Origin of the sequence: Sphingobium sp. WCS2017Hpa-17 (assembly GCF_031843765.1) — a bacterium.
Lineage (GTDB): Bacteria > Pseudomonadota > Alphaproteobacteria > Sphingomonadales > Sphingomonadaceae > Sphingobium.
On sequence record NZ_JAVTIV010000001.1, the window covers coordinates 130,194 to 157,005 of the forward strand.

A 26,812-nucleotide genomic window follows, 5' to 3' on the forward strand; every position below is an offset into this window, starting at 1 on the left:
GTGGGTTACTGGGCGATGTAAGACTATGTAAATATTGCCTTTTGATAGAAACGAAACTCGGCCCTAATGCCCATCGACGCGGACGCCTTATCATCCATCATTTTGTAGGGAGCAGGCACAGGATTGGGGACGTTTCCTCATTCCGAGCCGTCTCGAGCCAGCGACGGCCTTCGATCCCCTGCCTTTCCAATTCCTCAAGCGTGAGGATGGTCGATATAGCGGATGTCTCGCGAGAACGGATGGTATTGAACAGTGGACGCAACTCGTCCGTCGTCCTTTCAAGCGCCTCTCCCCATGCGCTTGTGCCCACTTCGATCGAAGAGGCTTGCATCCTTTTGAGGGCGTTGTCTGCCACGCCGAAGCGTCCTCCAAGCTTTGCAAGGGCCTTCGCGCCTTCGCCTGCCGCATATCTTGCTGCGACGTCGTCTCCGGCGGCTAGTCGGGCGGACACGCGCATCGCGATCGCCATTGCCATCGCTTCCTGCATCGGCTCGACGGCCTGAGTGTCGCTTCTATCGTCATCCAGCATCTGATAGATTCGCCGCTCGAAAATATTCACCAGAGCATGGGCTTCGTTTGCGACATGGCGCCAATGCTGGGAAGCATCCGACAGATGCCAGCCTTCATCCATCTGCTCGGTGGCGGTGCGCAGGCGAATGAAATCATCAGCAATTTTTTCCCGGAGCATATGTTCCACAGCACGGCCAATCGCGTCGACCCGTTGAGAAAGACTGTCGAGCTTGGTTTCGACCCTGTCGATTTTAGCGGAGAGCACGGCAAAGCCAGCTATAGACACACCGATACCTGCTGCGTCCAACGCCGCGTTGCCCAGTTGCAGGTTGTGCAGAACGCCGATCGCAGTTTTGATTTGCTCATTCTGCACATAGTTTGCAGCGTGACCCAGCAGATCTACCCCCAGCCCAACGCCTTGAAGAGGAAGCGTGGCGGGCGACGTCAGTAATTGGCTGGCGAGGCTCGTGAGGCCGGATGTCTCCTGTAAATGACCTGCAATCCTACCGGTTTGGACCGATCTGATGATCGAACCATAGATCCGGAACTCGCCAGTCTGAACCCCGGCCAGCAAAGTCTCTGGCACCTCCCGAAGGAGGATTTCACCGATCGCCATTATTGTCATTTCAGTTTCTTCGCCTGGGAGCACGCGCGATCGAACGCTTGTGCAATCTGTTCACGAATTGCTGGTTGCTTCGAATTTCCGTTGATGAGCGTTGCGATCACATAGTCGCGAACTTTCCTTCGAAGCCTAGATTGTGCCTTATCACGGATCTTGCCTGTGTTGAGTGCGCCAGTGGCAATGGCGATACCTGCTATGGCGCCACCGCCGACGACAACGGGCCAGCTGATGATGGTAGTAGAGACAAGCCCGAAAAGGTCGTCGATGTCGTCACAGCCATGGACGGTATAGCGGCAGCGACTGCGACGCCGCCTGCCAATGGGCCGGCCGCCACGGCCACATCTTGCCAGCCATCGAATGCTCCGCCTGATCCTTGATCTCCAGAAGGTTGTTCGTGCCAGATTGTATGACCATCAAGGCGTGATTTGCGCGATCCAGCAGGTCTGTGATCACTGGTTCGGCCCTGTTACGCACCAGTGGTGCGATGTGTTCGGCAATGAATTTTTCCTGACCGAACAGACCTTCTTTGAGGGTCGTGCCCAGAACAAGCTTGTCAGATTCTGCGATCATATCGGCAGCCAACTGGTTCAAGGCGGCCGCTGCGACGAGAACATAATCGTCTCGCCATTTGTCGATTTCGCGATGGCCGAACAGGTTTAGAAAATTGAACATCGACACCCCCAGATGTCAGAACAGCATGTCTGGTCCGGGCATTACAAGCTGTAAGTGCCAGTGCTCCTCGCGCGGCTTGGTCAGTTTGTCACCGCCGATTTTATGGACGCGCATGAGCAACTTGGTCAGCGTCTCCCGAAGGGCAGTTTCAGCACGGGAAAGGCCGGAAAGCCGATGAGCGAGGCATTCGACGTTGCCTGCCGGTCTTCATTATGCCTGCCTGAAAGGCAAAACCACGCTTTCCGGGCATAGCAAATGCTGCTGACAGGGTGGGTATCCGTCACGGCTCGGTCGTCAACACCACCCTGCATTGATGGCGATTGTGCATCACCGCGTCGATGCCGCGCCCAAGATCCCAAATAAGCGTTCGCCCTGACCGCGTCACTGCCTGCACCTCGCGGTCGTGGAGCGAACTGTTGCCGCGTTTCGACAATGCGATGAACTGCAACGGAACATCCCGACCGAACGTGCGCTGCCAGCGGTCATGCATGTCACCATATTGGGTTGCGTCATTCTCCGGGGGATCGACGTCCACAAATTCCGTATCGGCCGTGATCAGCTGAACGCTATCCACCCCTTGCCCATCCTTCAGCAGCATGCGGGCAAAATCGACCACATTCTGGCGCGCACGGGCGCCAGCTGCTCCATAGGGGTCGACGATACGCAGTTCACGCACCGGATCGGCCTCGATCGGGCCTTTGAAGATACGATAGTCGCGCGCTCCGCCGGGTTGATACACCACACGTTGCGGCCAGGTCGGCGGAGGGGCGACCGGAGCAGGCGGCGGAGGCGAAGCGACTACGCGTGGGCGCAGAATGGAACGCGGCGCAGGAGGCGCCGGCGGCTCGGGTGCTGCAACAGGCGGACTGGGCTGCTCGGCAGCTTCCGAGACCCAAACATCCTCCTCGCTGTCGCCCAGAATGCCGTCGAACAGCATGCCAGCGTCATTCTCATCTTCTGCTGGCGCCAGCAGGCCGCGGCTGAGCGCGCGCTTTCGTTCCATTAGGGCATGGAGCTTCAGGTCGAAGCTGGTCGGCGCGACCGCCGGGTCAGGATGGACCGACTGAGGCAAATAGACCGTGACGTCTTTGTCCTGGCCGATGCGATAGGCGCGGTCGGTAGCCTGGTCTTCGACCGCTGGATTCCACCAGCGTGACAAGTGGATGACGTGGTTCGCGGCGGTCAGTGTCAGTCCTACGCCACCGGCCTTGGGCGACAGCAGCATCGCATCGAAACCAGCTCCGCGGCTCTGGAAGCGATCGACTGCCGCCTGGCGAGCCTTGCCCGCGACCCCGCCATGGATGCGCTCGACCGTATGAGACAGATTGAACCGCCGCGCGATCTCTGCGGCTAGGAGGGCCTGCATTGCCAGGCTTTCGCAGAAAATCAGAACCTTTTCCCGCTTCGCGCTGATCTCGTGAAGCAGCGAGAACAAGGTTGCTATGCGTGCTGAATCCTCGAAATAGCCGGCATCGCTCCCCGCCTGTTCCGGCGCCAGCGGGTGCAGCGAAACACCGCGCAACTGGTGCAACACTTCCAGCATGCGGCCCCGCTCGCCCGACCCCTTGACCACCATCGCACGCAATATCGCGCGGTCATAGGCCTGCGCCTGAAGTGGTGGCATGTTCAGCGGCAGGGCGCGGATGTGCTTTGCCGGCAAACCGGCCAGGCAATCATCCTTCATGCGTCGCAGGAGGACGGGCGGCCGTCCCCCCTGTTCCTGCGTTAGCAAGGCATGCAGACGCTGCAATGCTTCGGGTTCGGCAGGATAGCTCTCTTCAAACTGGCGGCTTGACCCCAGCAAGCCGGGGTGCACGACATCCAGCACCGACCACAGATCCTGCAATCGGTTCTCCACCGGGGTGCCGGTCATCGCCAGTTGGAAGGCGGCATTCAGCGTCTTAGCCGCCCGCGTGACCTGGCTGGCGGGATTCTTGAGCTTCTGCGCTTCGTCATAGAGGATGGCGGCGAAAGGCTGGCGCGCGAGGCTCATATGATAGTCGCGCATCGTCTCGTAAGTGGTCAGGACGACCCCAGCCTGCGCCCAAGCCGCCGGGTCGATCGCGCTATCCCCGCTGTCGATGTCCCGCGCTGCTCCACCGCGCAACCTGGTGAGTGCGGCGCCATGGGCGTCAACGACCCGCCCCAGGGCATCAGGCTCCAGATGTCGGTTGATCTCGGCCCGCCAATTTTCCAGCAGGCCCGTTGGAGCGACGATCAGCACTGGCCTTCCGGCGCCATGTTCGCTGCGCAGCCACGCCAGAAATGCGAGCGCCTGAAACGTCTTGCCCAGCCCCATATCGTCGGCGAGCAGGGCACCGGGCAATCCGGCACGGCGGCAAGTGACGAGCCACTGAAAGCCATCGAGCTGATGTGGCTTGGGTGTCGAACGCAGGCAGGTCGGCAAGGCTGCCGGGGATGTATCGATGCCCGCATCGCGGACGAGCGGCGCATAGACCACGTCATCCAGATTGTCGCGCACTTGCAGGAAGAAGCGCTGTCGCAGCATCGGCGGCGGTATGTCCGCCTTCGTGTCGGTCACACCGGCAGCCGTCACAAGATCGACCAGCCTCTCCAGCGCTGTCACGGTGGCCTGTGTCGCAGGAATGTCCTGCCCCTCATAGCGGAAGCTGGCGCGCTCCTCGCGCACGGCCTGCTGTGCCATTTCCGTCACGAACGCGGCGTCATCCGGCGCGATCGGGATGCTATGCGCATCCGGCTCCTCACCGATCCGCAGGCCGAAGCTTTCTGGCAGCCAGCTATCCGGTTTGGGCTTGATCCAGGGCAGGACGGGCTTGCGCCACACATCGATGCCAGCAACCCGTTCGGAAAATTGCTGGGTTTCGATGAACAGCCGGGGCACGTCGGCAGGATCATGACCGGCCGATCGCAATGCATCGCCGATGTGACGCTCTGGTGCGGTGGCGAAGGCGCGGCGCTGCTCGGCGCCACCAGCCTGTGCCACACGGACGGCAGCCAGCGCTTCGCTCAGCTGCGGATCGATATAGAGCAGGGAGCCGTCATCGAGCAGATAGGTCCGCCTGCGGCCATCGCCGTTGCGGAACCGGCGGGCAAAGCCTGTAGCTAGAGCAGGAGGTAACAGGCTGTCGGTCGCCTCATCCAGCACGGCGCCATCCTCTGCCTGCGAAACCCGATCGCGGGCGAACAGCACCGGGTCGAAGTCGAACCCATCGCCCGATGTGCGCAGTTGTAGCGAAAGGCCGGACGCATAAGCGAGCCGGAGCCGATCGATCAAGCCGTCAGGCCGGATATTGGCCGCGCCTTCCTCGCCGATGGCTTGCTTGAGATCAGCCAGGGCGCGCTGCCGACTGGCATCATCGGACGCTGCATTGACTGCCTCTACGGCTACCAGTGTGGAGTAGAGCGGTTCGGGGATACGCCAGTCGCGTCCGTCCTGTCGCAGAAACCCGTCCTTGAGTGCCGCCCGCACGGTCACGCCGCCCATGCGTGACCAGTGCGTATCGATACGAAAGCTATCCCGCTGGATAAGACCGCTCGACCGCAGCGTCAGCGCCAGCCGCGTCGCCAGCGGAAGGCCAAGCGCTTGTGCCTCGCTGTCACTCAGCCGGGCGATCAAGGCCGGATGCAACCGGGTGCCGTCCGTATTCGGCTTAACTAACGCTTCTCCATCAGCAGCCACCTCGCCATCACCATAAGCTTGCAGCAGCCGCGCAATGGCGGCGGTAGCTATGTCAGGACGATGCAGCACCCAGTCGTCGAAGGGGATGATCTCACGCGAAGCCTTGCCGAAGGGGAGGCGGGAAGGGATTTCGCGAACCAGCGACAGGCGCTGGCCGTTGGCATGGAAATTCACCATCACATCCCGGCCCCATAAACGGGATGCCGGATGCCCGTGTGGCGATAAATGATCGAAGAGAAGCGCCATTCCCACATGCTCATATGAGGGACGTATTGGAAGCCGGCAGGCCCGACCGTCGTGCGGAGCAGGTTGCCATCATAGCGATCCTGATAGAGCGGAGGCGCTACATATTTGCTCAACCTTTTATCAGGATGTCTGGCGGTTGCGTCAGGCCAGAACCGACATGATCCATTATGACTCCATTCTGCGATCCTAAGGTCACCAATGGACAGGATCAGAGCGGAGTGGCTGGGGTCTGCTCCGCCTGAAACGAGCCCATATTGCACACGTTCATCGCGCGCCAGATGACCGGCGAGCTGTTCCGCCCGACGACCGAAGGCGAACCATGCATCCGAGATTGCACTCACTTCGATATAGCCCAGCCAGAAAGCTTCGCGGGCATCCCATTGATCCTGCCGGTCGGTGGTCTTGCGGACGATGGAGAAGAAGGCGCGGACATTACGTTCCGCCAGCCAGAAGCGCAGCCGGCCAGTTATAGACCCAGAAACATAGGACGATTGCCAATCAGCGATCTTTTGCTCAATCGCGGACCACTTCGCGGCGGCAAGTCGGGGATCGCCGATGCGTGCGATCAGCAGCCGGCTGATCTGGTCCTTATAGTCCGCTGCTGGCGCCGCGCTGCTCCATGGCGCGAGCAACGCCCATGCCAGTAATGCCTCCATGCCTCCGATCGCCAGCCGATCGAACAGCGCGATCAACCGTGTCCCCATCTCCTGTGCCCGCTCGCCGCGCGCACGTCCCGCTTGCTCGCACGCATTCTCGATGGCATCGGCCACATAGCCGCCATGTGCCAAATCGCCGTCCAATCCTGCCTCTCGCAGGGTGAGGAGCGGGTTGTCGGTCGTCAGCAACGCGCGTGCTAACCTTGCAGGACCATTGTCCGCGTCCCACAGACGCCATTGCTGCCCGCGTTGCCGCCATGGCCAGTCATGTCGCTCTGCCGTCAGTTCAGAAGCGGCACGCAACGCGTCGAAGGACGGATGATCCAGCGGGAAATGCCGTAGATAGGCGGTCAGGAGGGAGCGATCGACACTTTTGGCGTTGGCGGCCACGGCCGCGTCGAGTGTGGCCGGTGCTACCTTGTCACAGTCATGGTGCGGCCAAAGTTCGCCGACCATACGCCGTAGGTCACGCCGTGCGATGGCGCGAGGGACAAGTGCGCTGTCGCCGAGCCGCCGCAGGAAATCTTCCCAGGGTTCGCTCGGCCCGACCGCCTTGCCCTTACGATCCGCCAACCGGTTGGCCGCGCGCTCGCATGCCGTCTTGCGCTCCGCTGGCGGCAATGGCAGCCGCCCCGCTCTAGCTAAGCGCTCGGCCGTCTCGCGCAGCCCGCTCATTCCTGCCCCGTCAGCATCTGGACCAGATCCTCAGGTGGCGGCGCCGCCATTAGGAAGCGCAGATCGATGCGCCGGTTACGGCTCTTGGCGGCCTCACTGGTCCCTGTATCGACCGGCCGATCGGCGCCATAGCCGCTTACCGATAGAATCGGTCGCTTCTCTCGGTTGCGTAGCGCATCTAGCACCGGCACTGCCCGTTCCATTGCCCGGAAGGTGCTGGTCGCGCGTAGCGCCGACAGGTCCATATTGTCTGCCCACCCATTCATCTTGTCGGCATCAGTGTGGCCTTCGATGAAGATCGCATCGATGCTGTGCGGTGTGTCGGGGCACCCCTGTTTACGGCGCGGAAAGCTGTAGCAAGGCAGCACCTGCGCCATCGCCCCTGCAATTACACCAACGGCGCGCTCGCCCTCGGTCGTCATCCGATATTCGCTTTTGGCGAACAGGATCGCCGCAGGCATGCGCAGCACCCCTGTTCGCGTGTCGATTTCTACCTTCACGCTGGAATCGCGTCGTTCGATTTCGGTCTTGAGGTCGCGCAATATCTTCGTTCTCGCCTCACCCGCGTCGGATAGTGCCTTGCTCTTCTGCTGGAATTGAAGAGCGAAATAGAGCAGCAAAATGATGAAGATGAAGAGCAGGCCCACCATCATGTCGGCCATGGAGATAAAATAACTCTCCTCTTCCTCTTCACCGCGTGATCGCCGGACACCGCGACTGGACATGGTTTAGCCCCTTCCGCCCGGACCGTTGCGGTCCTCCAGTGCCTCGGCGAGATCCTTTATGACGTCGAGCGCGCTGCCCAGCCTATCGACAGCATCGGCAAGCGCCAGATCGATCCGCCCGACATGCTCGTTGAGGCCGGTGGCATGTTCTTGGGATGCCTGGCCGATCTGATCGAGAGCCCGCCCCAGCGCCTCGTCCACCGCCTCGAACCGGTCGCGATACCCATTCCACGCTTGCGCTGCTGCGCCAGACGTGGCGGTCAGGCTGTCGGCGATGCCGCGCATCATCTCCTGCTGGATACCATTGCGGCGATCCATTTCCTTGAGCGTCTCGTTGGTCCAGGTTGCTGCCTTGTCTATACTGTCGGTGGCAACGCGGATCGGATCGGCCACCTTGTGCAGGTCATTGGCGGCACGGCCCAGCATGGTCGCGACGCCCTGCGCCTCGCGTCCCGCGTCGGCGAGCTTGCCGGCATGGCTGTCTGCAGCACCTGCGGATCGCTCGATCGCGCCGGCCAAAGCCTCCATGCGCCCGGCCGTGGTCGTCAGGGTCTGCACCAGCCCGGCACTCGCCGTCTCGAAACGTGCGCCGAAGGCCTCGAACGCCTGTCCGATGGCGCGGCTGGATGCTTCGGTGGAGCGGTTGATTGCCTCATCGAGCGCTGCCCCCATGCCGGTTTGGGCTCTGGCTGTAGCGGCCTCCAGAGCCGTCGCTGCCTTGGCAAGGACTTCGGCATTGCGCTCTGCTGCGCCTTGCGCGCTGCCCGACAGAGCCTCGCCAAGATCGGCTATCTGCCCACGCATATGATCGAAGGCGGACTGGATACCGCTCGTCGCTCCTGCGAAGCCCTCCAGCGCCGCGCCGATCGCGGTGCTGCTCTCCGCCATTGCATCGCGCACCGCGCCGCGCACGGCCGCGACCATCGCTTCGCTCGCGGCAGCCGAGGCGGACTGCATCTCCTCGCCCATCGCACGCATCACCTCGCGCTGTCCCTGCGCCATGGCGTCGTAGCTCGCGCGGTCTTCCTCCACGCGCTGTGCGGTGCGGCGCTCGGCTTCGTCGGACTGGCTGGCGAGCGAACGCGACATGCCGTCGATCCGACCATATAGTTCGGCGAAGGCCTGCGTCATATGTTCGGACGCCGTGGAAAACTCCCGTGCAGCCGTCGCGATCTGCTCGCTCGCTGCGCCGCTGGCGCCCTCCAACCGATCGTTGACGCCCTGGAGTCCCGACGTCATGCCGGTCAGCGCCGCTGCCAGCCCTTCCATTTCGCTGCCGGCGTTACGGCTGATCGCTTCGCCCAGTTCCTTGCCGATCTGGTTGAAGCTGCCGTCTTTGAAATCGTTGATCGACGTCTGGATGCCTGACAGGCCCGCCACGACCGGCTGCATATGCTGGCCCAGTGCATCGCCGATGCTGGCGGCGAGCTGCTGGCTGAACTCTGTTAGCGCCAGACTTTGCTGTTCGAGTTCCCTTAGTTGCTGCGCCGCAATGCGCTGAGGTGGAGAAAAGAGTGTGCCATATTCCAGGCGCTCGCACAGCGTTTCAAGCCGTTTATCGGTCGCAGAGTGCCATTTCCGGTCGACCATGCGGAGCACGATGGAAGCGAGAACGCCGCCGATCGATGTCCAGAATTTGGTGGCCGTCATAGTCAATAGGTCGACCAGGGCTTTCTGCACCTGTGCCATGTCAGCCCCGCTCGACATGGAGCTGACGGCGCCCACCAGTGCCGCGATGATACCGAAGAAAGTCAGCGTAAGGCCCGTCGCCACGAAAATGTTAGCCCACCAGGCAAGCAGGCGTGAATCGTCGCTCAAATGTAGGAAATAGCCTTCTGGCCGGCTTGTGGCGCGCAACGGCCTGTCGTTGGGATCGACAAAGGTTTCCGTGAACTGCGTCCAAGCATGGCGCAGCTCTCCAGTTCCCTTGCCGCCCGCGGTCATGGCGGCTGCAATGTCGTCATAATGATCGGCAAAGGCTGCCTGAGCGTCAGCGTCCGTCTCTTGCCGGGCAATGATGTCCGTGGCCGCCAGGCGCGCCTCCAGTGCTGTCCTGGATGGCCTGTAATAGCGCCAGTAAGTCCGGACGATGATGTATGCCGCCAGCACCAATATCAGAGCGAACAGGGCAAACCCGGTCCATGTCCACCCGAACAGCAGGGCAACGATCTTATTCGGAAGTATCTGATGGTCCACGAATATTACCCCAATATCCAGATCGTTATGTCGTCACCACGGCATAGCCTGCACCATTTGCATTTATCAGCGCCGAATAGCGTAGCAACCTATCGGTTTGACTTGCCGCGTCCACGCCGAAATCGAATTTTGCAGAAACAGGCGTGCGCCACGAGCCAAAGCCCTGATCCAGGACAAGCCGCACTTGCGCGCCATCGGCGAAGCCGAGTGTCATGATCCGGCCATGCTCGGCGCCGTGCTCGATCAGGTCGGCCTCCAGCCCATGGGCGTCCAGCACGGCGTCCAGCACATCGGCACGGGTCCATTCCGATTGCCAGTCATGATGGATCAGATAGGGCTGTTGGCCATGGTGCTTGTGGCGGTTGGTGACGATCCGGACATCGATCGTCGCGTCCGGCCCTGCCAGCGCATCGCGCAACGCGGCCATCGTTTCGACCATCAGCCGGATAACCAGCGGCGATTGCAGATAGCGGTCGTTATAGTCGATGCGCGTCAGCACGCCCGTTCCGCCGGCTTCGCGGATCGCCGGCAGCAGCGTATCGACCATGCGCGTGCCGAACCCGGCGATGGTTCCGTCGGCGGCGCCTGCAAGGCCCATGAAGCGCGTCCCCGATGCGGGCAGCAGGCTATCTAATCCGATTGCCGCGGCAAGTGGTAACCGTTCGACGCGTCCGCACACGACCGGAGCTGTCAAGCCCAGGCCCCAGCCCTCGCCGGGCAGTGCCGCGGCATCATCCCGCGATGCCCAGAGCATGGTTTCGGCGCTATCCGTGGCGGCAGCAATTGCCTCGGCGCCATTGTCGAAGCGCATCGCCGCTCCGCGCCGCAGGTCGATGGCATGGGCCTTGGCAAAATCCCTCAGGGCCAGTCGCGCGGCTGCGTCCAGCCGGTCTAGCCAAGCCGGATCGGCAATCAGGCGCAGGCTTGCGCCCCGATCTGTTGCTCTTCGCGCAACCATGGCGAGCGGTCCCTGCGCGAGCATCGCTACATCGGCTTCGCCGCCAATCCACAGGCTGACAGACTTAGTCCCGCCATCAACGGCAGTCATCAGCTCGTCGGCAACAGCGCGACTGAACCGCGCGTCGTCCACGAAGCGGTCTTCGCTCGCGACCGACCCCAGAGCCTCCAGCGTCTCCAGCACCCAGGCCAGCGCGCCCTTGCGATCGACGATCTCCTGCTGCCGGAAAAGATCTCCGGTCAGGATGCACGCAGAACAGCCCCGCTCGCATCCCGGCTCGCGGCATTCCAGTATCGCGGCTGCTTCTCCCAGTAGCTGATCATAAAGCGCCGTCGCTTGCGGCGCGAACCCAGCGCCGCCCGATGCGCGGTCGAACAGGTAAAGCGAATGCGTGCGCTGTCCAAGGGAACCTATGGCAGGCCTCACCGCCATGCCGATCTCGCCGGCCTCAATGCCGAGCCCGCGCGTCAGTGCCCGGCGTAGCGCCGACAGCGCCGCCCAGGCCGCGCCTTCGCTGTCCAGCCCCATGGGCTGCAACTCCGCCACGTCGGTGACGATGTCGTGCCCAAGGGCCAAGTCATGGACGATCTTGAAAGGATGATCGTTGCCGGGACACAAACCCGCTCCGTTTGGCTTGGTGTGCCGCAATGGCCTGTGATTCGGCATTGGTTTGCCAGGCTCTCCGGTCGAGGCTTCGGCCCGTCCGCATTCCAGGCAGATATGATAGCCCTTGCCGCCTACGCCTCCGCGCGAGGAGAAGAAGACGAGGCCATCGTGACTGGCCCGCATCCGACCCTGCGCGGGATTGGTCATCGGCGCCCAGCCAGCGCCACGGGCTACGATCCGCTCGGGCTCCGGCTCAATGAAGGCGACTATGTCGGTCTCGGCATGCGGCTTGTCGGCTCGATCGGCGGTAAAGCCCGCTGGCTCCAAATAACGTAGTTGCGCTTTGAGGGGGATTGCCGCCTGACAGGCCGGGCAATGCTCCGGCACTACCGATGCCGTGTCGGCTGCACCGCAGGACGGACAGGCCCAGAAATTGCGGATGGCCTGCACTTCGCTCGCTTGGTCGGCATCGATCGGCCGACGCCAATTGAGCGTCACGCCAGCCGAGCGATAGACCAGGCCGTCAACTACCACTTCTGCGCCCGGTGCATAGTCTCGGATTGCAATGTCCAAGTTACGCGTCGGGAAGCTACGTCGGCGACCGCGCACGTCGCCGGCCTCCGCCTCGTCGGCTGCAGGCTTGTCACTATGGACGAAGGGCACCACGGCCGTCGGGAAACCATGGCCGGGCAGCACCGCTCTTGTCGCCAGCTCGCTCAGCAGATTGTCCCGCGCCAGGCGCTGCAGCTGGAAGCCGATGGCGTTCTTACCCTCCTTCGATAAGCCCTCGGCCTGCGTCTGCATGATCCGCCATTCCTCGATTATCGCACTGCGCACTTGGCTCATCGCTTCGAGGGTCGCGTTGAACAGCAGGTTGTCACCCGCCAGCACGGTGCCATTCACCAGAACCGCCAGTTCTGTCCCAAGCGCCTGCACCGTCGACGGACGCCCGACCCACTCCAGGAACGCGTCGACAGGCGCCGATGCCGGCTGCGCAGCGCCGACACTTTCGGGGCAGCCGAAGAAATCGCCCACCTGCGTCTTGAGTGCTTCTCCACCTTCGCTTGCGAACCATCGGGCCAGTAGCAGGGCGTTGACATGACGTTGGACGATGCGCCGGCTGTCCAGCTTGACCTGCGGCGCCCGCGTGTGTCGGCTGAGATAGGTTTGCGGATCGCGGAACATCTCGCGGTCGAGCGGCGTGTCGCGCGTATAGGTAAGCGAGGTGGCGAAGCCCTGTCCACGGCGTCCCGCGCGCCCGACCCTCTGGCGATAATTGGCGAGCGCGGGGGGCACGTTGGTCATCATCACTGCAGACACCGAACCGATATCGACGCCCATTTCCATCGTGGTGGAGCAGTTGAGGATGTTGATCTCGCCCTTCTTGAAAGCGATTTCGAATGTCCGTAGCCGCGATGGCGGCTGCTGCGCGCTATGTTCGGCTGCGCGTATATAGGGCGACAGCATCGCCACGCGATCGTGCAGGTTTGCCCACAGCCCACCGACGCGCAGCGTGCAGACAGCTTCATCCTGATCAAGCCAGTCGGCAATCTGCTCAACCTGGTCGCCTTTCGGGAAGGTGACCGGAAGGCGCGGCATGACGATTGGCTTGGGGGCAAGATTGCTCGTGATCAATCCATCGCGATGGCCATAAGGGCTTAACCCCAGTGGCGGGTTTGCCAGCACCCGGCGGGTAACCGAGCATTGCGAGGCATCGACGACAGGTGCGATATGGGCGGCCTCCAGATTCAGGGCGTAGCCGTCCTCGGTCGGGCTGGAGAAAAGCGGCAGCAAGGCGTCCCACGCAGCTTCCAGCAGGTCGTTGAGGTCGCGTTTGTCTCGTGCCTCGCTGCGATCCAACCTCAGCGTCTTTTCCAGCAGGCGAACGATGTTACCGGCATTGCCGCCCGGTCCGGCGATCGGCCAGCGCTGTTCCTTGCCGACTTTCGGCTTTTCGCCAAAAGGAAGTAATTCCTTTCGCCACCCTCGTGCGGTGATCCAGTGCAGATCATCGTCGCTAGCCCGTATCGCGAGATTAGCGCGGGCGACCATGTCGAGCATGGCATAAAGCAGTCCCTGCCATGCGCCTACATCGAACCCACGCGCCGTCAACAGGTTGGGTAGGCCGCGCACGCGATCAATGGCATCGAAGCGAAGCCGCGCCAGCCCCATGGTTTCGACCGTATTGGCCTGCCGCGGACGCCGTGCCAGTTCGCGCAGCATCAGGAACTCGGCCAGCGCCTCAGGATCCTCATAACGCTTGTCGCGGGGCGCCCAGATGTCGCGCATCCATTTGCGCACCTCGTCACGCATCGCCAGCTTGCCGCGAAGCTTCTTCCAGGACAGGCCGCCAAGCGATGGACTAAGAGCTGCCGCCAGCTTTGCCCGTTGCATGTCCAAGATCTGATCGAGGCTTGCGTCCCTGTTGGGCAGCGCCTCCAGCGCAGTGATGGTTTGTCTGGTCGTCAGGATGTCGGGATCATCAGCAGCTGCAATCTCAGCCATACTCCCCTGCACGGCATGATAGATATGGCTGCGGACGAAGCCACGCTCGGCGGCGCTTTGCAGATTGGCGGCGAACCGGGCCGTGCCTTGCCGGCTGTCGGTAAAGGACAGCAGCTGTCGTCCGTCCGCAGGCGGTCGGATGGCGATGCCGGCCGGGATACGCGGCTTTACGCCGTCCAGCAACACCGGCGCGGCATTGCCGATCAGGAAAGGCGCGCCGAACCGAAGGGGCCGTAGCACCGGCCCGCCTGCGCCAGCCTGCGCACCGCAGGCGCCGCAACGATCGCCCTTGTGCACTTGATAGGGCACGGTATCGTCCTGCGCGCGGTCATATCGCTCGCCGGTCGCAACTTTTACATGGGCCGTGCCGCCGCCTTCGAGCGTGCGGGTGGCAATCGCTAGGTGCAGCGCGTCATAATCGCCCGCCGCCGCATTTGTCTCGGCCAAACCGTCTTCAACTTCTCCTTCCGGCTCGAACAGCTCGGCAAACTCATCCGCCAGAGCGGCATTGGTGCGCAATTGCAGCCGTCCGTCGCGCTCCTCGCATTCCAGATAGGGTTCGCCGCATTCCCGACAGTTCGCGACCGCCAGCACGGCAGACTCGCAATCGGGACAGTTGTTCACGCGCTCGGGCAGGATCATCCCGAACGGCCAGCCGGGCGCTGATCCGTTACAATGCGTGTTGATGCAGCTCCACAGCCCCGGCACCGCGCGCAGGAAGCCATGCACGCGCAGCGGCAGCAATGGCGCCCCATCGGTGTCTGCCGCGATTGCGCTGACCACAGCCTCGACCGGCTGTCCGGTGGCGCGCAGCATGGTTTCGGCCTGATCCAGCCGCACCGGCCCGGCCTCGGCCGCCCGGACGAAATCCTGGACTGGCGGGCAGGCCGCCAGAGCCATGCGGTCCGTCAGCATTTCGTCAGTCAGGGCCGGGGAGCTTCCCGGTATTGGCAATTGAACTTTGTCGCGGTTGCCCAGCACGACCTTGACCCGAGCCTCGTCCGCGCCGGACAGGTCGCGCAGGAAGCGGCGGAGCTGCTCAGTCACGTCCTTGCCTTCGCCGATCGTTGCCGACGTCGCGACGAAGCGCACGTCATCGGGCTTCACGTCAAACGCCAGCATCACGCGCCGGAGCAGCAGTGCCACTTCGGCCGCAGCCGACCCGACATAGCCATGCGCTTCGTCTAGGATGATCCAGCGTAGCTTGCCTTGGCTCTTTTCGATCAGCGGGCGGTCCACCCGCCGCACCGTCATATATTCCAGCATGGTGATGTTGGTGACGAGGATCGGCGGCGGATCGTTGCGTAGTGTCGCCCGATCCTCGGCCTGCTCGGGATTGAGTCTATCGCGCGCCGGCAGGGTCTCCGGCGTCAGGCCATTATACAGCCCGAAACGGACTTGGTCGCCGAAGGGCGCTGTCCAGGCGCTAAGGCGTTCGCGCTGGCTCGCGATCAGGGCATTGAGCGGATAGAGCATGATCGCGCGCACGCCGGAAAGCCGTCCGGTCTGCTGCGCTTCGCTCGCCAGATCGTGCAGCAGCGGCATCAGGAAGCATTCGGTCTTGCCTGAACCGGTGCCGCTCGATACCAGCACCGATCGCTTTTCCGCGTGGGTTAGATGCTCCCACGCCTCCAGCTGGTGCTTGTAGGGCTGCATGGCTGGATCGAAGCGATAATTGGCATCGCGGTTCTGCGAGATCGCCTTGATCACCTCGGGATGCAGCGGATTGCCTGCGCAGTCCGCAAAGCTGCGCCCGCTCGCAATGAAGGGCGCCGCCCCCTCGATCAACGGTTCGCGCACCAGCGCGCCTTGCGCAATGTCAGTCCCACCAAAACGCCGCCGTATTTCGGCTGCCAGTGGGGGATGGTTAAGCCCGGCCTGGCCCAACACCGCCTCCACCGCGCGATCCCGCACCAGGTCCATCGTGCGCAACGGAACGGTGCCGGGGCGTGGGGTCGGGTCGGAAGCGGCCATTATTGGGTCTCCTTGAGCGCGGCGGCGAAGGCGTCGGCGAAAAACATGGGGTAGGCACGCGCCACCGCTTTGATGTGACGGACGGCTTGTGCATTCGGCACCCATGCGCCGTTGACGGCGAGGGCGGCGGCATAGGGTGCATCGAGCGTTTCCAGACAATCGTCCGGCAGGCGTAGATGATCATCGGGCAGGGGCAGGCCCTCTTCGCGATAGCGACTACCCTCGCTGCGGCCGGGGACTGTGCGCGAATCCGCAATCTTGCGGATCAGTATCTGGTTTACGTCGGCGCGCGGCACCGTTGGTAAATCGCCTTTCAGCACATGCGCCAGCAACGGTTCCCGATCGACCAGCGTGTTGAGGACGGCCAGGCTGGCCATGAACGCGATCTGCCCCGCTCCTTCGACCCCCGGCATGCGCGCGATCAGCCCCTCTCGCCACGCATCGAAGGCCTGCCACCAGATGGTGCGCGGGATCAGGCACCAGGCGAAGGGCAGGGCATTGGAAAGGCCGAGGATGGCGTCGCGCTGCTCCGGCGTGGCGGCCACGGCCATGCGCGCCAGAGCGGCGGGATGCTCCGGCAGCAGGCGCATCGCCAGTATATACCAGGGAAGGATGCCGTTCAGGGATGCTGCCAGCGCATTTAGTTCGCTAATGATCGCATGGTCTTCCCGCGCGGCGATCAGCACATCATGCAAAGCGGCATTCAAGGCATGCCAGTCGGTGATCTGCATCGCACGGGTGAGCGCGCTGTTTGCCGGCGGGGCTGCGCCATTGGCCATCACGACCTCGGGGCGGGATAGGAGGCGGTCGCCCTCACGCAGATAGATGATCCATCCGCCACCGGTATCGGCTGGCAGATGAAAGGGGCGGTGATTGGCATCCGTCAGCAGAGAATAAGTGCCGAAGCTGACCTCGTGGGTCGGGTCGGCCAGAGACCGGCCGCAAATCCGGGCATCGGCTGCGACAACCCCTGCACTTGCCACCAGTCCGCCATCGTCCTGCCGGAGCAGCCACATCGCGAAAGGACGAACATCCCAGTGCCCATGTGTGCCAATCATGCTTAGGCGCACGGATGCATCCCCAGTCGCTGGCAGCAGCAGGCTGGCAATATCCTCCGCTACCGAACTCATCGGCATCTCGGCATGATATTGCCAGTGCATCGTCGAGGATGACCTGCGGGGACCGCGTTCGCCCAGTTCGCCCAGCAGATAGCTCTCCCCTTCGCTCACGGCCACCAGCTCACGCAGATCGTCCAGCGTGATCGTCATCCCGTGTGGGAGCAGTGTGCCGTCCCAGTGCGCAATCGTTGCATCTGCTGGATAGCCAATCGTGATTAGCAGCGGTGGCCCGTCCGACCATCGGATCGTGGCGTCAAAACGATAGCGTGGTCGGGCCATTCCCGGCGGCAAACTGATCCACTGATCTCCCGCCACGCGCACCGGCGCACCTTCGGCTGGCGTCAGGCTGACGTTGCCGAAGCCCGAGACGGTGTAACTTGTTCCTGTGCCGGTCCCGCTACGTTCAACGCGCGCAGTCGCGGGCAGCACCGCAATCCGGCGTCGATCGAGCAGCATCTGGCCGTCGCGCCAACCGATGTCATAATGTCCTACCGGCAAGGGGGAGGGCGCACGGGACCATTCGCGAGACCCGATCGTGCGGATGAACAATCCGCCTCGAGTCTGATCGCCCGCTTTCACTATCGGTGGTCCCAGGAACAGATCCGCGTCGCCGGCCGTCTCGACCCAGTGGGGCGTCTTGCCGTCGATAAATGCCAACCGATCCCGGCGATCGCGGGTTTGCCCCGCACGCACACGATAGCAGTCGCCGTCGGGTGCCGTGACGAACGCGCCGCCTTTTACGCGCCACAGCAGTGTATCGCCGACTCCCGGCCCGATCTGGGCCACCTCCTCGATACTTTCACCATCGCCAGCCGTGGTGACGCGCCAGTCTGTCGGGGCCTGGAGAACCAGCAGATCGGCCTTGAACAGCCCTGACCCGCTTCCCTCGACCTTCAGCCGTTCCGGTGCTTCCGCCGTTCCTGCGGCAAGGGTGCAGACCAGCAGTTCCCCGCGCCTGGGCTTACCTTGTTTCCATATGATGCGTCCGATCCAGCGCTCGCCCGAACGGATGTCCATCTCGATGGGTGTCGCAAAGGGAACCGGCAATATCTCGCGAATCGCACGTCGTGATCGAGCCGTCCAGCGACTGTCTTCTCCGGTCGGTGGCTCCAGCATGCCCAGCTCGCCGGGCATATTTCGCGCCAACGCACCCGCTGCAAACAGTCTCAGCCGGCCGACATCGGCATCGATACCCTGAACCACCTTGCCATCTACATGGCCGTCGAGGCCTAGACGAGCTGCCTCGTTCCAATGCTCATTCGCCCCACGCACCAGCAACCGTTCGACGCCGACCGCTGTGCCGCCAATCTCGGCCGCTTCCACCAACAACAATTCGCCCAGTAGCGCTTCTGCGCCCGGCCCGGTGACGCTCAGAGGGAGCGTCTCGCGCCAGTCGGGACGATGCATCTTGAGCCAGCCAGCAACCGGCAGGCCTGCCGCCCGTGCTGGCCCGTCCGTAGCGCGTCGAATATCGACGACGGCCAGCGCCAGTTCCGCGCACAGCAGCGTAAATTCGTCATCCTGGAACAGGCGGGCCGTAATCCGTTCCTGCCGCATGCGAGCGAACGCTTTGGCCTGCTCTAGCCCGGCTAGCGGATCGGCCAGCAGCGGAGCAACGATCCCGGCGAGCATGGCGCCGGCCCAGCCCTTGCCACCCTGCTCCAGAGCAGCAACCGGAAATCCGCCCTCTCGGGCTAGGGTGCCCAGCAGATATCGTCCGCGCTGACCCGTTTTACACTTGCGGCCCCAGCGACGCAGACCAGCTTCAGTGATTTCGCCCAGAAAGGTCTGATCTACTGAGGCGCCCAAGCTATCGATTAACGGCTTCCACTTCAGCCCATCACCGCGATAGCAGCGCCGGAACCAGTCTGCTGCCCATAGCACGAACAAGCCAGGTCCATCGCCTTGGCCCAATGCATTACGCGCTGCCCTTTCCGACAGATTGGCTTGCAAGAGGTCATAGGCCTCATCGCTCAGCCGATAGCCATGCAATGGAATCTGACGGGTTTCGCTGATGCCGTAGTTAGCGGCAAAATGGGGCATTCTCGGACCATTATTTGCCCGACCACGCAGTTGCGACACCTTGTTCAGCGCCTTTATCCGTAAAGCACGCACGGAAGCGTCGTTATGAGCCGCCGCATACTTCGCAAGGGCACGAAGTTTTTCAAAGTCCTGCTCTTCGTCGATTCTCAACGACAGGGTCAGCCGTTCATTGGACATTATCTTGCTTCCCCAATGCATCGCGCCGCGATTTACGTCAGCTTCGTAGGATGGCCCCCTGCGCCGCGATGGTGTGGGTAATAATGATCCATTATCATTCGCTTAATTCAAGCGGGAACATTCCATCCGGTTCAATGTCGACTTAATGCACTGCATTCGAGAGCTGGAATTTGCGCATTCATGCTCGTAAATCTGAGCTTCTGTGAAAGGGGCAGGACGCATTGATTTGAGAAGTGCAATCTGATTCAGGCTCCGTGAGGAGACTGGGAATGAGTGACCTGCTCGGCTGCACCAAGGGCGGCAGGTCATTCTATGTAGTTTGGAGCTGAGGGCAGCTTGAGCCGTCACCTGCTACCGAGCCGGCGTTTCCATGGGGTAATCATATTCGAGCGCGCTGCGCCTGCGCACTTCCACCGCCGGGATTTGCTCGTGCCTGATCGCCGCGTGCATCATGGCGATCATGGCCTCGGCGGCGACGATATTCGCGCTATGGACGGTAAGCCGTTTCAGTTGGGGCAGACGCATCGCCGGATTGAGCGCGTCGCCAACGATGCGACCGACTGCATGGCGTCCTTCCAATTCCTCTTGAAGGTCGTTGTCGAACGAGATTTCGGTGATCTCGGCAGAATGGGCCGACACCATGTCCATCAATGCGGGCACGGATCTGACTACGAGCCAATCGGGCTCGTTGGCAGGGGGCAGGCGCTCGTCATCCAGAAATATCCGCATATCATGTGTTCCAGTCATAGTGTCCGGGTAAAGGTGGCGAACGACTGCCTGATTGGCAGCATCCGGGTCGAGTGACGATGAAATCCCTAGGACTTCCGTTTCCCGGTGATCAGCCCTGCTTGCCCTTGAACGCTCGTGCGACGAGCGAGCTGCTCGCGGTAGCTAACCCCAGTGCTCACCCTTTTCTTGTCGCTCACAACCGTCTCCAGACCTGAAAATCACGTTGATTATGAGAGACCTAATTGTGCACGGCAAGCGCGCCATGGTCCGCCTGCCCGGTCAAGGCAGCAGGTGCGGATGCCCCCCAATCTTGGCGCGAACGCGCTTTATGGTTGCGCCGACTCCCTCTCCCTGATCAAGGTCGCTCGACTTCATTCCACGATTGCCTTCGGAGACGAACATTCCATGCTGACCGGTGAAATTCGCGGCCAGATCAACAAATTGCGCGATGCGCTCTGGTCGGGCGGCGTGTCCAACCCGCTCACTGGCGTCGAGCAGATCACTTACCTCCTCTTCGCCAAGCGCATCGACGAAATTCAGACCCGCGAGGAGGCAAAGGCGCTCGCGCTCAAGAAGCAGGGCTATGTTCCGCGCCGCGTCTTCCCCGAAGGCAAGGATGAGCTGGGCACCCCCGGCTTCCCCGATGGTTGCCCCTATGAGTTGATGCGCTGGTCGACGTTCAAGAATGAAGCGCCCGAACGCATGTATGAGATCGTCGCCGATCACGTCATGCCCTTCCTGCGCACGCTGGGCGGGTCGGAAAGCGTGATGGCCAGCCATATGAAGGGCGCGCGCCTGGCCTTCACCAAGCCCGCCCTGCTCGACAAGCTGGTTCAGGGGCTGGATGAAATCCCGATGGACGATCGCGATACCAAGGGCGACGTCTATGAATATCTGCTCTCCATGATTTCCAGCGCGGGCGAGAATGGCCAGTTCCGCACGCCCCGCCACATAATCGATCTGATCGTGCGGCTGATGAACCCCGGCCCGGAAGACACCGTCTGCGATCCCGCCTGCGGCACCGCCGGCTTCCTGATGATGGCGGCCGAGCATGTGAGGCGCGAGCATCCCGGCATTTTCTACGATGCCGCCAGCCGCCAGCATTTCGAGACGAAGGCCTTCACCGGCTTCGATTTCGACGAGACGATGCTGCGTATCGCCGCGATGAACATGATGCTGCACGGGATCGAGGAGCCGCGCATCGAATATCGCGACAGCCTGGCCGAAGGCGCGGGGGAAGATAGCGGCCATTACAGCCTGATCCTGGCTAACCCGCCCTTTGCCGGCAGCCTGGACAATGAAAGCTGTTCCAAGGATCTGTTGAAGGTCGTCAACACGAAGAAGACCGAACTGCTGTTCCTGGCCCTGTTCCTGCGCTTGCTGTCGACCGGCGGGCGTGCGGCGGTGATCGTGCCGGATGGCGTGCTGTTCGGATCGTCCAAGGCGCACAAGGGCATGCGCAAGGCACTGGTGGACGAGCATCGGCTGGAGGCGGTGATCTCGTTGCCCTCCGGCGTGTTCCGGCCTTATGCGGGCGTTTCCACCGCGATCCTGATCTTCACCAAGACAGGGCGCGGCGGCACCGATTCCGTCTGGTATTATGACATGCAGGCGGACGGGTGGAGCCTGGACGACAAGCGCAATCCGCTGCTGGCCGACGACCTGATCGGCCCTGCGCCGTCGCGGGCGCTGGATGAAGTGGAGCATAGCAAGAACAATCTGCCCGACCTGCTCGCCCGCTGGGCCGACCGCGAAGGCGGCGAGTGTGCCAATCCCCGCACTGCGCAAAGCTTTTGCGTTTCGCGCGCGGAGATCGAGGCAGCGGGCTACGACCTGTCGATCAACCGATACAAGGAGGTGGTGCATGAGGCGGTGGAGCATGCGGCGCCCAAGGATATTATTCGCGAGTTGCGCGAACTGGAGGACGAGATCGCCAAGGGGCTGAAGGCGCTTGAGGAGATGTTGGGGTGATCCTTACTCCTATTGGTGAATGCGTAGAAACGGTAAAATCCTGGAATCCCGCGAGGGAAGCTGCCGACCAGAATATTGACTACGTCGATTTGGGGGCGGTCGATAACGAGCAGAAAATTGTCGTCGATGCCCAACGTGTGCTTGGCAAAGAAGCGCCGAGTAGGGCTCGGCAGAAAGTCTTGGCCGGGGATATCGTTGTCTCGACTGTCCGGCCCTATTTGAATGGCGTGGCTCGTATTCCTGATCATCTCGATGGTGCAACGGCATCCACGGGATTTTGTGTGCTCAGGGCGTCCAGCGAAAAGATCGATCCCGCCTATCTTTTTCACTGGGTCAAAACACCGACTTTCGTTGCGGATATGATCCGTAAATCGACCGGTGCAAGCTATCCGGCGGTTTCGGATCGTATCATTTTGGAATCCTTGGCTCCGGTCCCGTCCCTCCCGGAACAGCGCCGGATTGCGGCGATTCTGGACCAGGCGGACGCGCTGCGGCGCCTGCGCCTTCAATCCCTTTCGTGCAATGCGAAATTGGGGCAGGCAATTTTCCATGACATGTTCGGAAGTCCGCGCGTGAATGAGAAGGGTTTTGCCACCAGTCGCTTGGGCGAAATCGCCACACTGGGGTCGGGGGGAACACCTTCAAAATCCGACAAGAAATTCTGGAGCGGTGATTTTCCATGGGTCTCGCCCAAGGACATGAAGACGATTCGGATCAAGGATGCCCAAGACCACATCTCAGATGAGGTATTTGAGCGGACGTCACTCAAAAAGGTGCCGGCAAATACTGTTATGATTGTCGTGCGAGGCATGATCTTGGTCCATACGGTTCCGATCGGCATGGCAATGTGCGATGTCGCCATAAATCAGGACATGAAATCGCTGCACTTTGACGCTCGTGTGTCATCGGAATTTGCGCTTTGGTGTCTTATTGCTCAACATGATGCAATTCTCAAAAAAGTGGATACCGCTGCGCACGGCACGAAGCGGTTGAGTTCTGAAGCTTTGCAGGATTTGCCTGTCATTGTGCCGCCGATTGAGCTGCAAAAACAATTTGAGATGCGGATAAGTGCATTTGAAAAAATAATGACTTTTCAAGATAAGCACTTAAATCAACTTCAAGGCGCATTTGTCTCCCTCCAACATCGCGCCTTCCGTGGAGAACTTTAGCTGATGACCACAGCCGGATCGGGCGGTCGCAAGACCCTGTCGCTCTCGGGCGGTGCCACACCGCGCTCGTCCACGCCCGTTCCGGCTGACCAGTTCGCTTTCCTCGCCGCTTTTCCCTTCATCGCCGATCATGTCGCCATGGCGCAGCGGCAGGCGCTGTCCGATCCGCGCGGCGCCGCCGTCCATTGTCGCCTGGCGGTCGAGGCGCTGGTCGGCTGGCTCTATGATCACGACACAGCGCTGCGGCGCCCCTATGGCGACCATCTGGCCGCGTTGATCGCCGAGCCGAGCTTTCATGCACTCGCCGGCACGATGATCCGCACCAAGATCGACCTCATCCGCAAGATCGGCAACCGCGCCGCCCATCCTGGCCAGTTCGCGGGCAGCCAGTCGGTCAGCGCGCTGCGCGAGCTGTTCCACATCGGCATCTGGTTCGCCACCCGCTATTCCGACAATCCGCCGCCGGCCGAACTGGCCTTCTCCGCCGACCTGCTGCCGCGCGGCGATACCGGGCTGCAGACCAGCCCCGCCGACGTCCAGCGATTGGAGGATGCCGCCGAGGCCAGCCGCGCCGCGCTGGAGCAGGAGCGCAAGGCCCGCATGGCAGACGCCGACACGCGCGAGGCGCTGGAGGCGGAGCTGGCGGCGATGCGCGCGGAGATCACTGCGCTGCGCCGGGCCAATGAAGGTCGCGACGCCGGCCATGACTATGGCGAAGCGGAAACCCGCGACCTCTATATCGACGTGCTGCTGCGGGAAGCCGGCTGGCCGCTCACCGATACGCGAGATACGGAGTTCCCGGTCCATGGGATGCCGAACGATCGTAGCGCCGATGGCAAGGGCGCAGGCTATGTCGATTATGTGCTGTGGGGCGAGGACGGCAAGCCGCTGGCGGTGATCGAGGCCAAGCGCACGCGCAAGAGCCCCATGGAGGGGCAGCAGCAGGCGAAACTCTATGCCGATTGCCTGGAGGCGCAATTCGGCCAGCGCCCGATCATTTTCTGCACCAATGGCTATGAGCATATGCTCTGGGACGATCTGCGCTATCCGCCGCGTCCCGTAGCGGGGTTCCGCACCCGCGACGAACTGCAACTGATGGTGCAGCGACGCACGACCCGCCTGCCGCTCGCCAGCGTCCCGACCAATCGCGCCATCGCCGGATCGCATCGCCGCACCTATCAGGAAAAGGCGATCCGTGCCGTCTGCCACCGGTTCGAGGATGTCGAGCATGGCGGGGAGAATCATCGCAAGGCGCTGCTGGTCATGGCGACCGGTTCCGGCAAGACGCGCGTCTCCATCGCGCTAACCGACGTGCTGATGCGGGCCAACTGGGCGAAGCGCATCCTGTTCCTGGCCGACCGTATCCCGCTGGTGAAACAGGCGGCGGGCAATTTCCGCAAGCACCTGCCCGACAGTTCGCCGGTCAATCTGGTTCTGCATCCCAAGGCGGACGGGCGCGTGTTCCTGTCCACCTATCCCACGATGATGAATCTGATCGAGCGGGCGCGGCAGGAGGGCAAGCAGCGCTTCGGCCCCGGCTATTTCGACCTGATCATCGTCGATGAAGCACACCGGTCGGTCTATCGGAAATATAAGGCGATTTTCGACTGGTTCGACGCGCCGCTGGTTGGCCTGACCGCCACGCCCAAGGATGAGATCGACAAGAACACCTATGCGCTGTTCGAGCTGGAGGATGGGGTTCCGACAGACGCCTATGACCTGAAGCAGGCGGTGACGGACGGCTTCCTGGTGCCGCCCAAGGCGATCGACGTGCCGATGAAGATCCCCTTCGCTGGCATTCGTTACGATGATCTGCCCGACGATGAGAAGGAGGCGTGGGACGCGATCGACTGGGGCGAGGATGGCCCGCCCGACAGCGTCGATCCCGCGGCCATCAACGACTGGCTGTTCAACATCGACACCATCGATCAGATGCTCAAGCAGTTGATGGAGGACGGGCTGAAGGTCGCTGGCGGCGACCGGCTGGGCAAGACGATCATCTTCGCCAAGAACCACAAACATGCCGAGTTCATCGTCGAGCGATTCAATGCGAATTATCCGGCGCTCAAGGGGCATTTCTGCCGCCTGATCGACAATCAGGTGAAATATGCCCACAGCCTGATCGAGGATTTCGAGCAGCCGGAGAAAGACCCGCACATCGCCGTGTCCGTCGACATGCTCGATACCGGTATCGACATTCCCGACGTGCTGAACCTGGTCTTCTTCAAGATCGTGCGATCGAAATCGAAATTCTGGCAGATGATCGGTCGCGGCACGCGCCTGCGCGAAGGCATTTTCGTCGATGCTGATGGCCAACGGACGGACAAGGAATATTTCTACGTCTTCGATTATCTGGGCAATCTCGACTATTTCAATGCCCAGATGGACGGTGCCGAGGCCCGTGCTGCCGCGCCCCTTGGCGAGCGGCTGTTTACTGCCCGCGTCGAGCTATTGGGGCTGATGCAGCCGCCGCCAGCCGATGCGTTGATCAAGGCCGTGCATTCTCCCGCCAATGGCTATCGTGGCGAAGCCGACGAACAGGGCCTCTATGAGGTCGTGAAAGCGCATCTGAGCCAGGAAGTGGCCGGCATGCCGCTCGACAATTTCATCGTTCGCACCAAGCGCCGCTATGTCGAGAAATATCAGGATGGCGCCGCCTGGAGTCATCTGGGCGAAGAGGATCGGCACGAACTGGTCGAGCATGTCGCCGGTCTGCCGACCAGCCTGACCGACCCGGATGTCGATGCCAAGCGGTTCGACCTGCTTTGCCTGCGCATCCAGCTGGCGATGCTGCGAAACATCAGCTTCGCGCCGTTGCGCAAGGCATTCATCGAACAGGTGCATCAGCTGGAAAGCAAGGGCGCGGTGCCGGACGTGGCGCGGTGCATGGCCCTGATCCTGGAAGTCCAGACCGATGAATGGTGGACCGATGCAACGCTGGAGATGGTCGAGGTCGCCCGTCGCCGTTTGCGCAGCCTGATGAACCTGATCGAGCCGGGAAAACAGGTCGTCGTCACGACCAACGTGGCCGATGTCATGGGCGTGAAGCGCGAAATAGAATTGGTCGATCTGGGTGGCGCGTCGTCTCTGGCGCAGTTCCGGCGCAAGGCCCGTGCTTATGTCGATCAGCATGCCGACCATGTCACGCTGGCGCGGTTGCGACAGGGGCGGCCGCTCACGCCGGTCGACCTGGACGAGTTGCAGAAGCTCTTCACCGACGCGGGCGTGGCCGAGAGCGCCGATTTCCAGCGTATTCGCCAATTGCCGGACATGCCGGATTTCATTCGATCGCTCATCGGCCTTGATCGGCGCGCCGCTCAGGCGGCTTTCAATGATGCACTGGCTGGCACCGCGCTATCGCCGCAACAGATCCATTTCGTCGAGATGATCGTCGACTATCTCACCGCCTCCGGCCAGATGGACCCGGCGGCGCTCTATGAGCCGCCTTTCACCAACGCCGCACCCAATGGCGTGAGTGACATGTTTGACGGTGAGGTGGTGGCGAGGATCGTCAACACCCTGGAGGAGTTCGAGCCTCGGTTCGACGTCGCCCTCTAACGATCGATCAGATTGCCGCCAGTATCATAAAGTGATAGTTT

12 protein-coding genes are annotated in these 26,812 nt (G+C 62.1%); 3 read left to right on the forward strand and 9 right to left on the reverse strand.

The window, feature by feature from the left end; genetic code table 11:
• Positions 1-97: 97 nt before the first annotated feature.
• The 9 genes from RQH62_RS00595 to RQH62_RS00635 all read right to left on the reverse strand — a co-directional run bounded on the left by RQH62_RS00595 (position 98) and on the right by RQH62_RS00635 (position 20,073).
• The gene (locus tag RQH62_RS00595) at positions 98-1,126 is read right to left on the reverse strand and encodes a hypothetical protein (RefSeq protein WP_311266808.1); all 1,029 of its coding nucleotides are present in this window, start codon (positions 1,124-1,126) and stop codon (positions 98-100) included.
• 276 nt (positions 1,127-1,402) lie between these two features.
• Positions 1,403-1,810 carry a hypothetical protein gene (locus RQH62_RS00600; protein ID WP_311266809.1) on the reverse strand — a complete coding sequence of 136 codons (408 nt, stop codon included), beginning with the start codon at positions 1,808-1,810 and terminating at the stop codon, positions 1,403-1,405.
• Positions 1,811-2,084: 274 nt separating this feature from the next.
• Complete coding sequence (locus RQH62_RS00605; RefSeq protein ID WP_311267490.1) at positions 2,085-5,642, reverse strand: SNF2-related protein; 3,558 nt, start codon at positions 5,640-5,642, stop codon at positions 2,085-2,087.
• The gene (locus tag RQH62_RS00610) at positions 5,642-7,042 is read right to left on the reverse strand and encodes an EH signature domain-containing protein (protein ID WP_311266810.1); all 1,401 of its coding nucleotides are present in this window, start codon (positions 7,040-7,042) and stop codon (positions 5,642-5,644) included. The genes RQH62_RS00605 and RQH62_RS00610 overlap by 1 nt, the downstream gene beginning before the upstream one ends.
• The gene (locus RQH62_RS00615) at positions 7,039-7,767 is read right to left on the reverse strand and encodes an OmpA family protein (RefSeq protein WP_311266811.1); all 729 of its coding nucleotides are present in this window, start codon (positions 7,765-7,767) and stop codon (positions 7,039-7,041) included. Before RQH62_RS00615 ends, RQH62_RS00610 begins: the two co-directional genes overlap by 4 nt.
• A 3-nt stretch (positions 7,768-7,770) precedes the next feature.
• Positions 7,771-9,963, reverse strand: coding sequence for a hypothetical protein (locus tag RQH62_RS00620; RefSeq protein WP_311266812.1), 2,193 nt, complete (start codon positions 9,961-9,963; stop codon positions 7,771-7,773).
• A gap of 25 nt (positions 9,964-9,988) precedes the next feature.
• Complete coding sequence (locus tag RQH62_RS00625; protein WP_311266813.1) at positions 9,989-16,006, reverse strand: DEAD/DEAH box helicase; 6,018 nt, start codon at positions 16,004-16,006, stop codon at positions 9,989-9,991.
• Positions 16,006-19,344: an STY4851/ECs_5259 family protein gene (locus tag RQH62_RS00630; protein WP_311266814.1), complete on the reverse strand. Its 3,339-nt coding sequence runs from the start codon at positions 19,342-19,344 to the stop codon at positions 16,006-16,008. The genes RQH62_RS00625 and RQH62_RS00630 overlap by 1 nt, the downstream gene beginning before the upstream one ends.
• Before the next feature lie 351 nt (positions 19,345-19,695).
• A complete protein-coding gene (locus RQH62_RS00635) occupies positions 19,696-20,073 on the reverse strand; it encodes a cyclic-phosphate processing receiver domain-containing protein (protein WP_311266815.1) in 378 nt (125 codons plus the stop codon).
• A 405-nt stretch (positions 20,074-20,478) separates the two neighbouring features.
• Here RQH62_RS00635 and RQH62_RS00640 point away from each other — a divergent pair, with 405 nt between their 5' ends.
• Genes RQH62_RS00640 through RQH62_RS00650 form a run of 3 tightly spaced genes read left to right on the forward strand, consistent with a single transcriptional unit; the run spans position 20,479 to position 26,771 of the window.
• On the forward strand, positions 20,479-22,044 hold the full coding sequence (locus RQH62_RS00640; RefSeq protein WP_311266816.1) for a class I SAM-dependent DNA methyltransferase: 1,566 nt from the start codon (positions 20,479-20,481) through the stop codon (positions 22,042-22,044).
• On the forward strand, positions 22,041-23,213 hold the full coding sequence (locus RQH62_RS00645; protein WP_311266817.1) for a restriction endonuclease subunit S: 1,173 nt from the start codon (positions 22,041-22,043) through the stop codon (positions 23,211-23,213). Before RQH62_RS00640 ends, RQH62_RS00645 begins: the two co-directional genes overlap by 4 nt.
• A 3-nt stretch (positions 23,214-23,216) precedes the next feature.
• On the forward strand, positions 23,217-26,771 hold the full coding sequence (locus RQH62_RS00650; protein ID WP_311266818.1) for a DEAD/DEAH box helicase family protein: 3,555 nt from the start codon (positions 23,217-23,219) through the stop codon (positions 26,769-26,771).
• Positions 26,772-26,812: the final 41 nt, after the last annotated feature.

Coding starts and splice junctions, on each gene's coding strand:
- RQH62_RS00625 (WP_311266813.1), bottom strand. CDS start 16,006: ATGGCCGCTTCCGACCCGACCCCACGCCCCGGCACCGTTCCGTTGCGC.
- RQH62_RS00615 (WP_311266811.1), bottom strand. CDS start 7,767: ATGTCCAGTCGCGGTGTCCGGCGATCACGCGGTGAAGAGGAAGAGGAG.
- RQH62_RS00650 (WP_311266818.1), top strand. CDS start 23,217: ATGACCACAGCCGGATCGGGCGGTCGCAAGACCCTGTCGCTCTCGGGC.
- RQH62_RS00605 (WP_311267490.1), bottom strand. CDS start 5,642: ATGGTGAATTTCCATGCCAACGGCCAGCGCCTGTCGCTGGTTCGCGAA.
- RQH62_RS00630 (WP_311266814.1), bottom strand. CDS start 19,344: ATGTCCAATGAACGGCTGACCCTGTCGTTGAGAATCGACGAAGAGCAG.
- RQH62_RS00610 (WP_311266810.1), bottom strand. CDS start 7,042: ATGAGCGGGCTGCGCGAGACGGCCGAGCGCTTAGCTAGAGCGGGGCGG.
- RQH62_RS00635 (WP_311266815.1), bottom strand. CDS start 20,073: ATGCGGATATTTCTGGATGACGAGCGCCTGCCCCCTGCCAACGAGCCC.
- RQH62_RS00595 (WP_311266808.1), bottom strand. CDS start 1,126: ATGGCGATCGGTGAAATCCTCCTTCGGGAGGTGCCAGAGACTTTGCTG.
- RQH62_RS00640 (WP_311266816.1), top strand. CDS start 20,479: ATGCTGACCGGTGAAATTCGCGGCCAGATCAACAAATTGCGCGATGCG.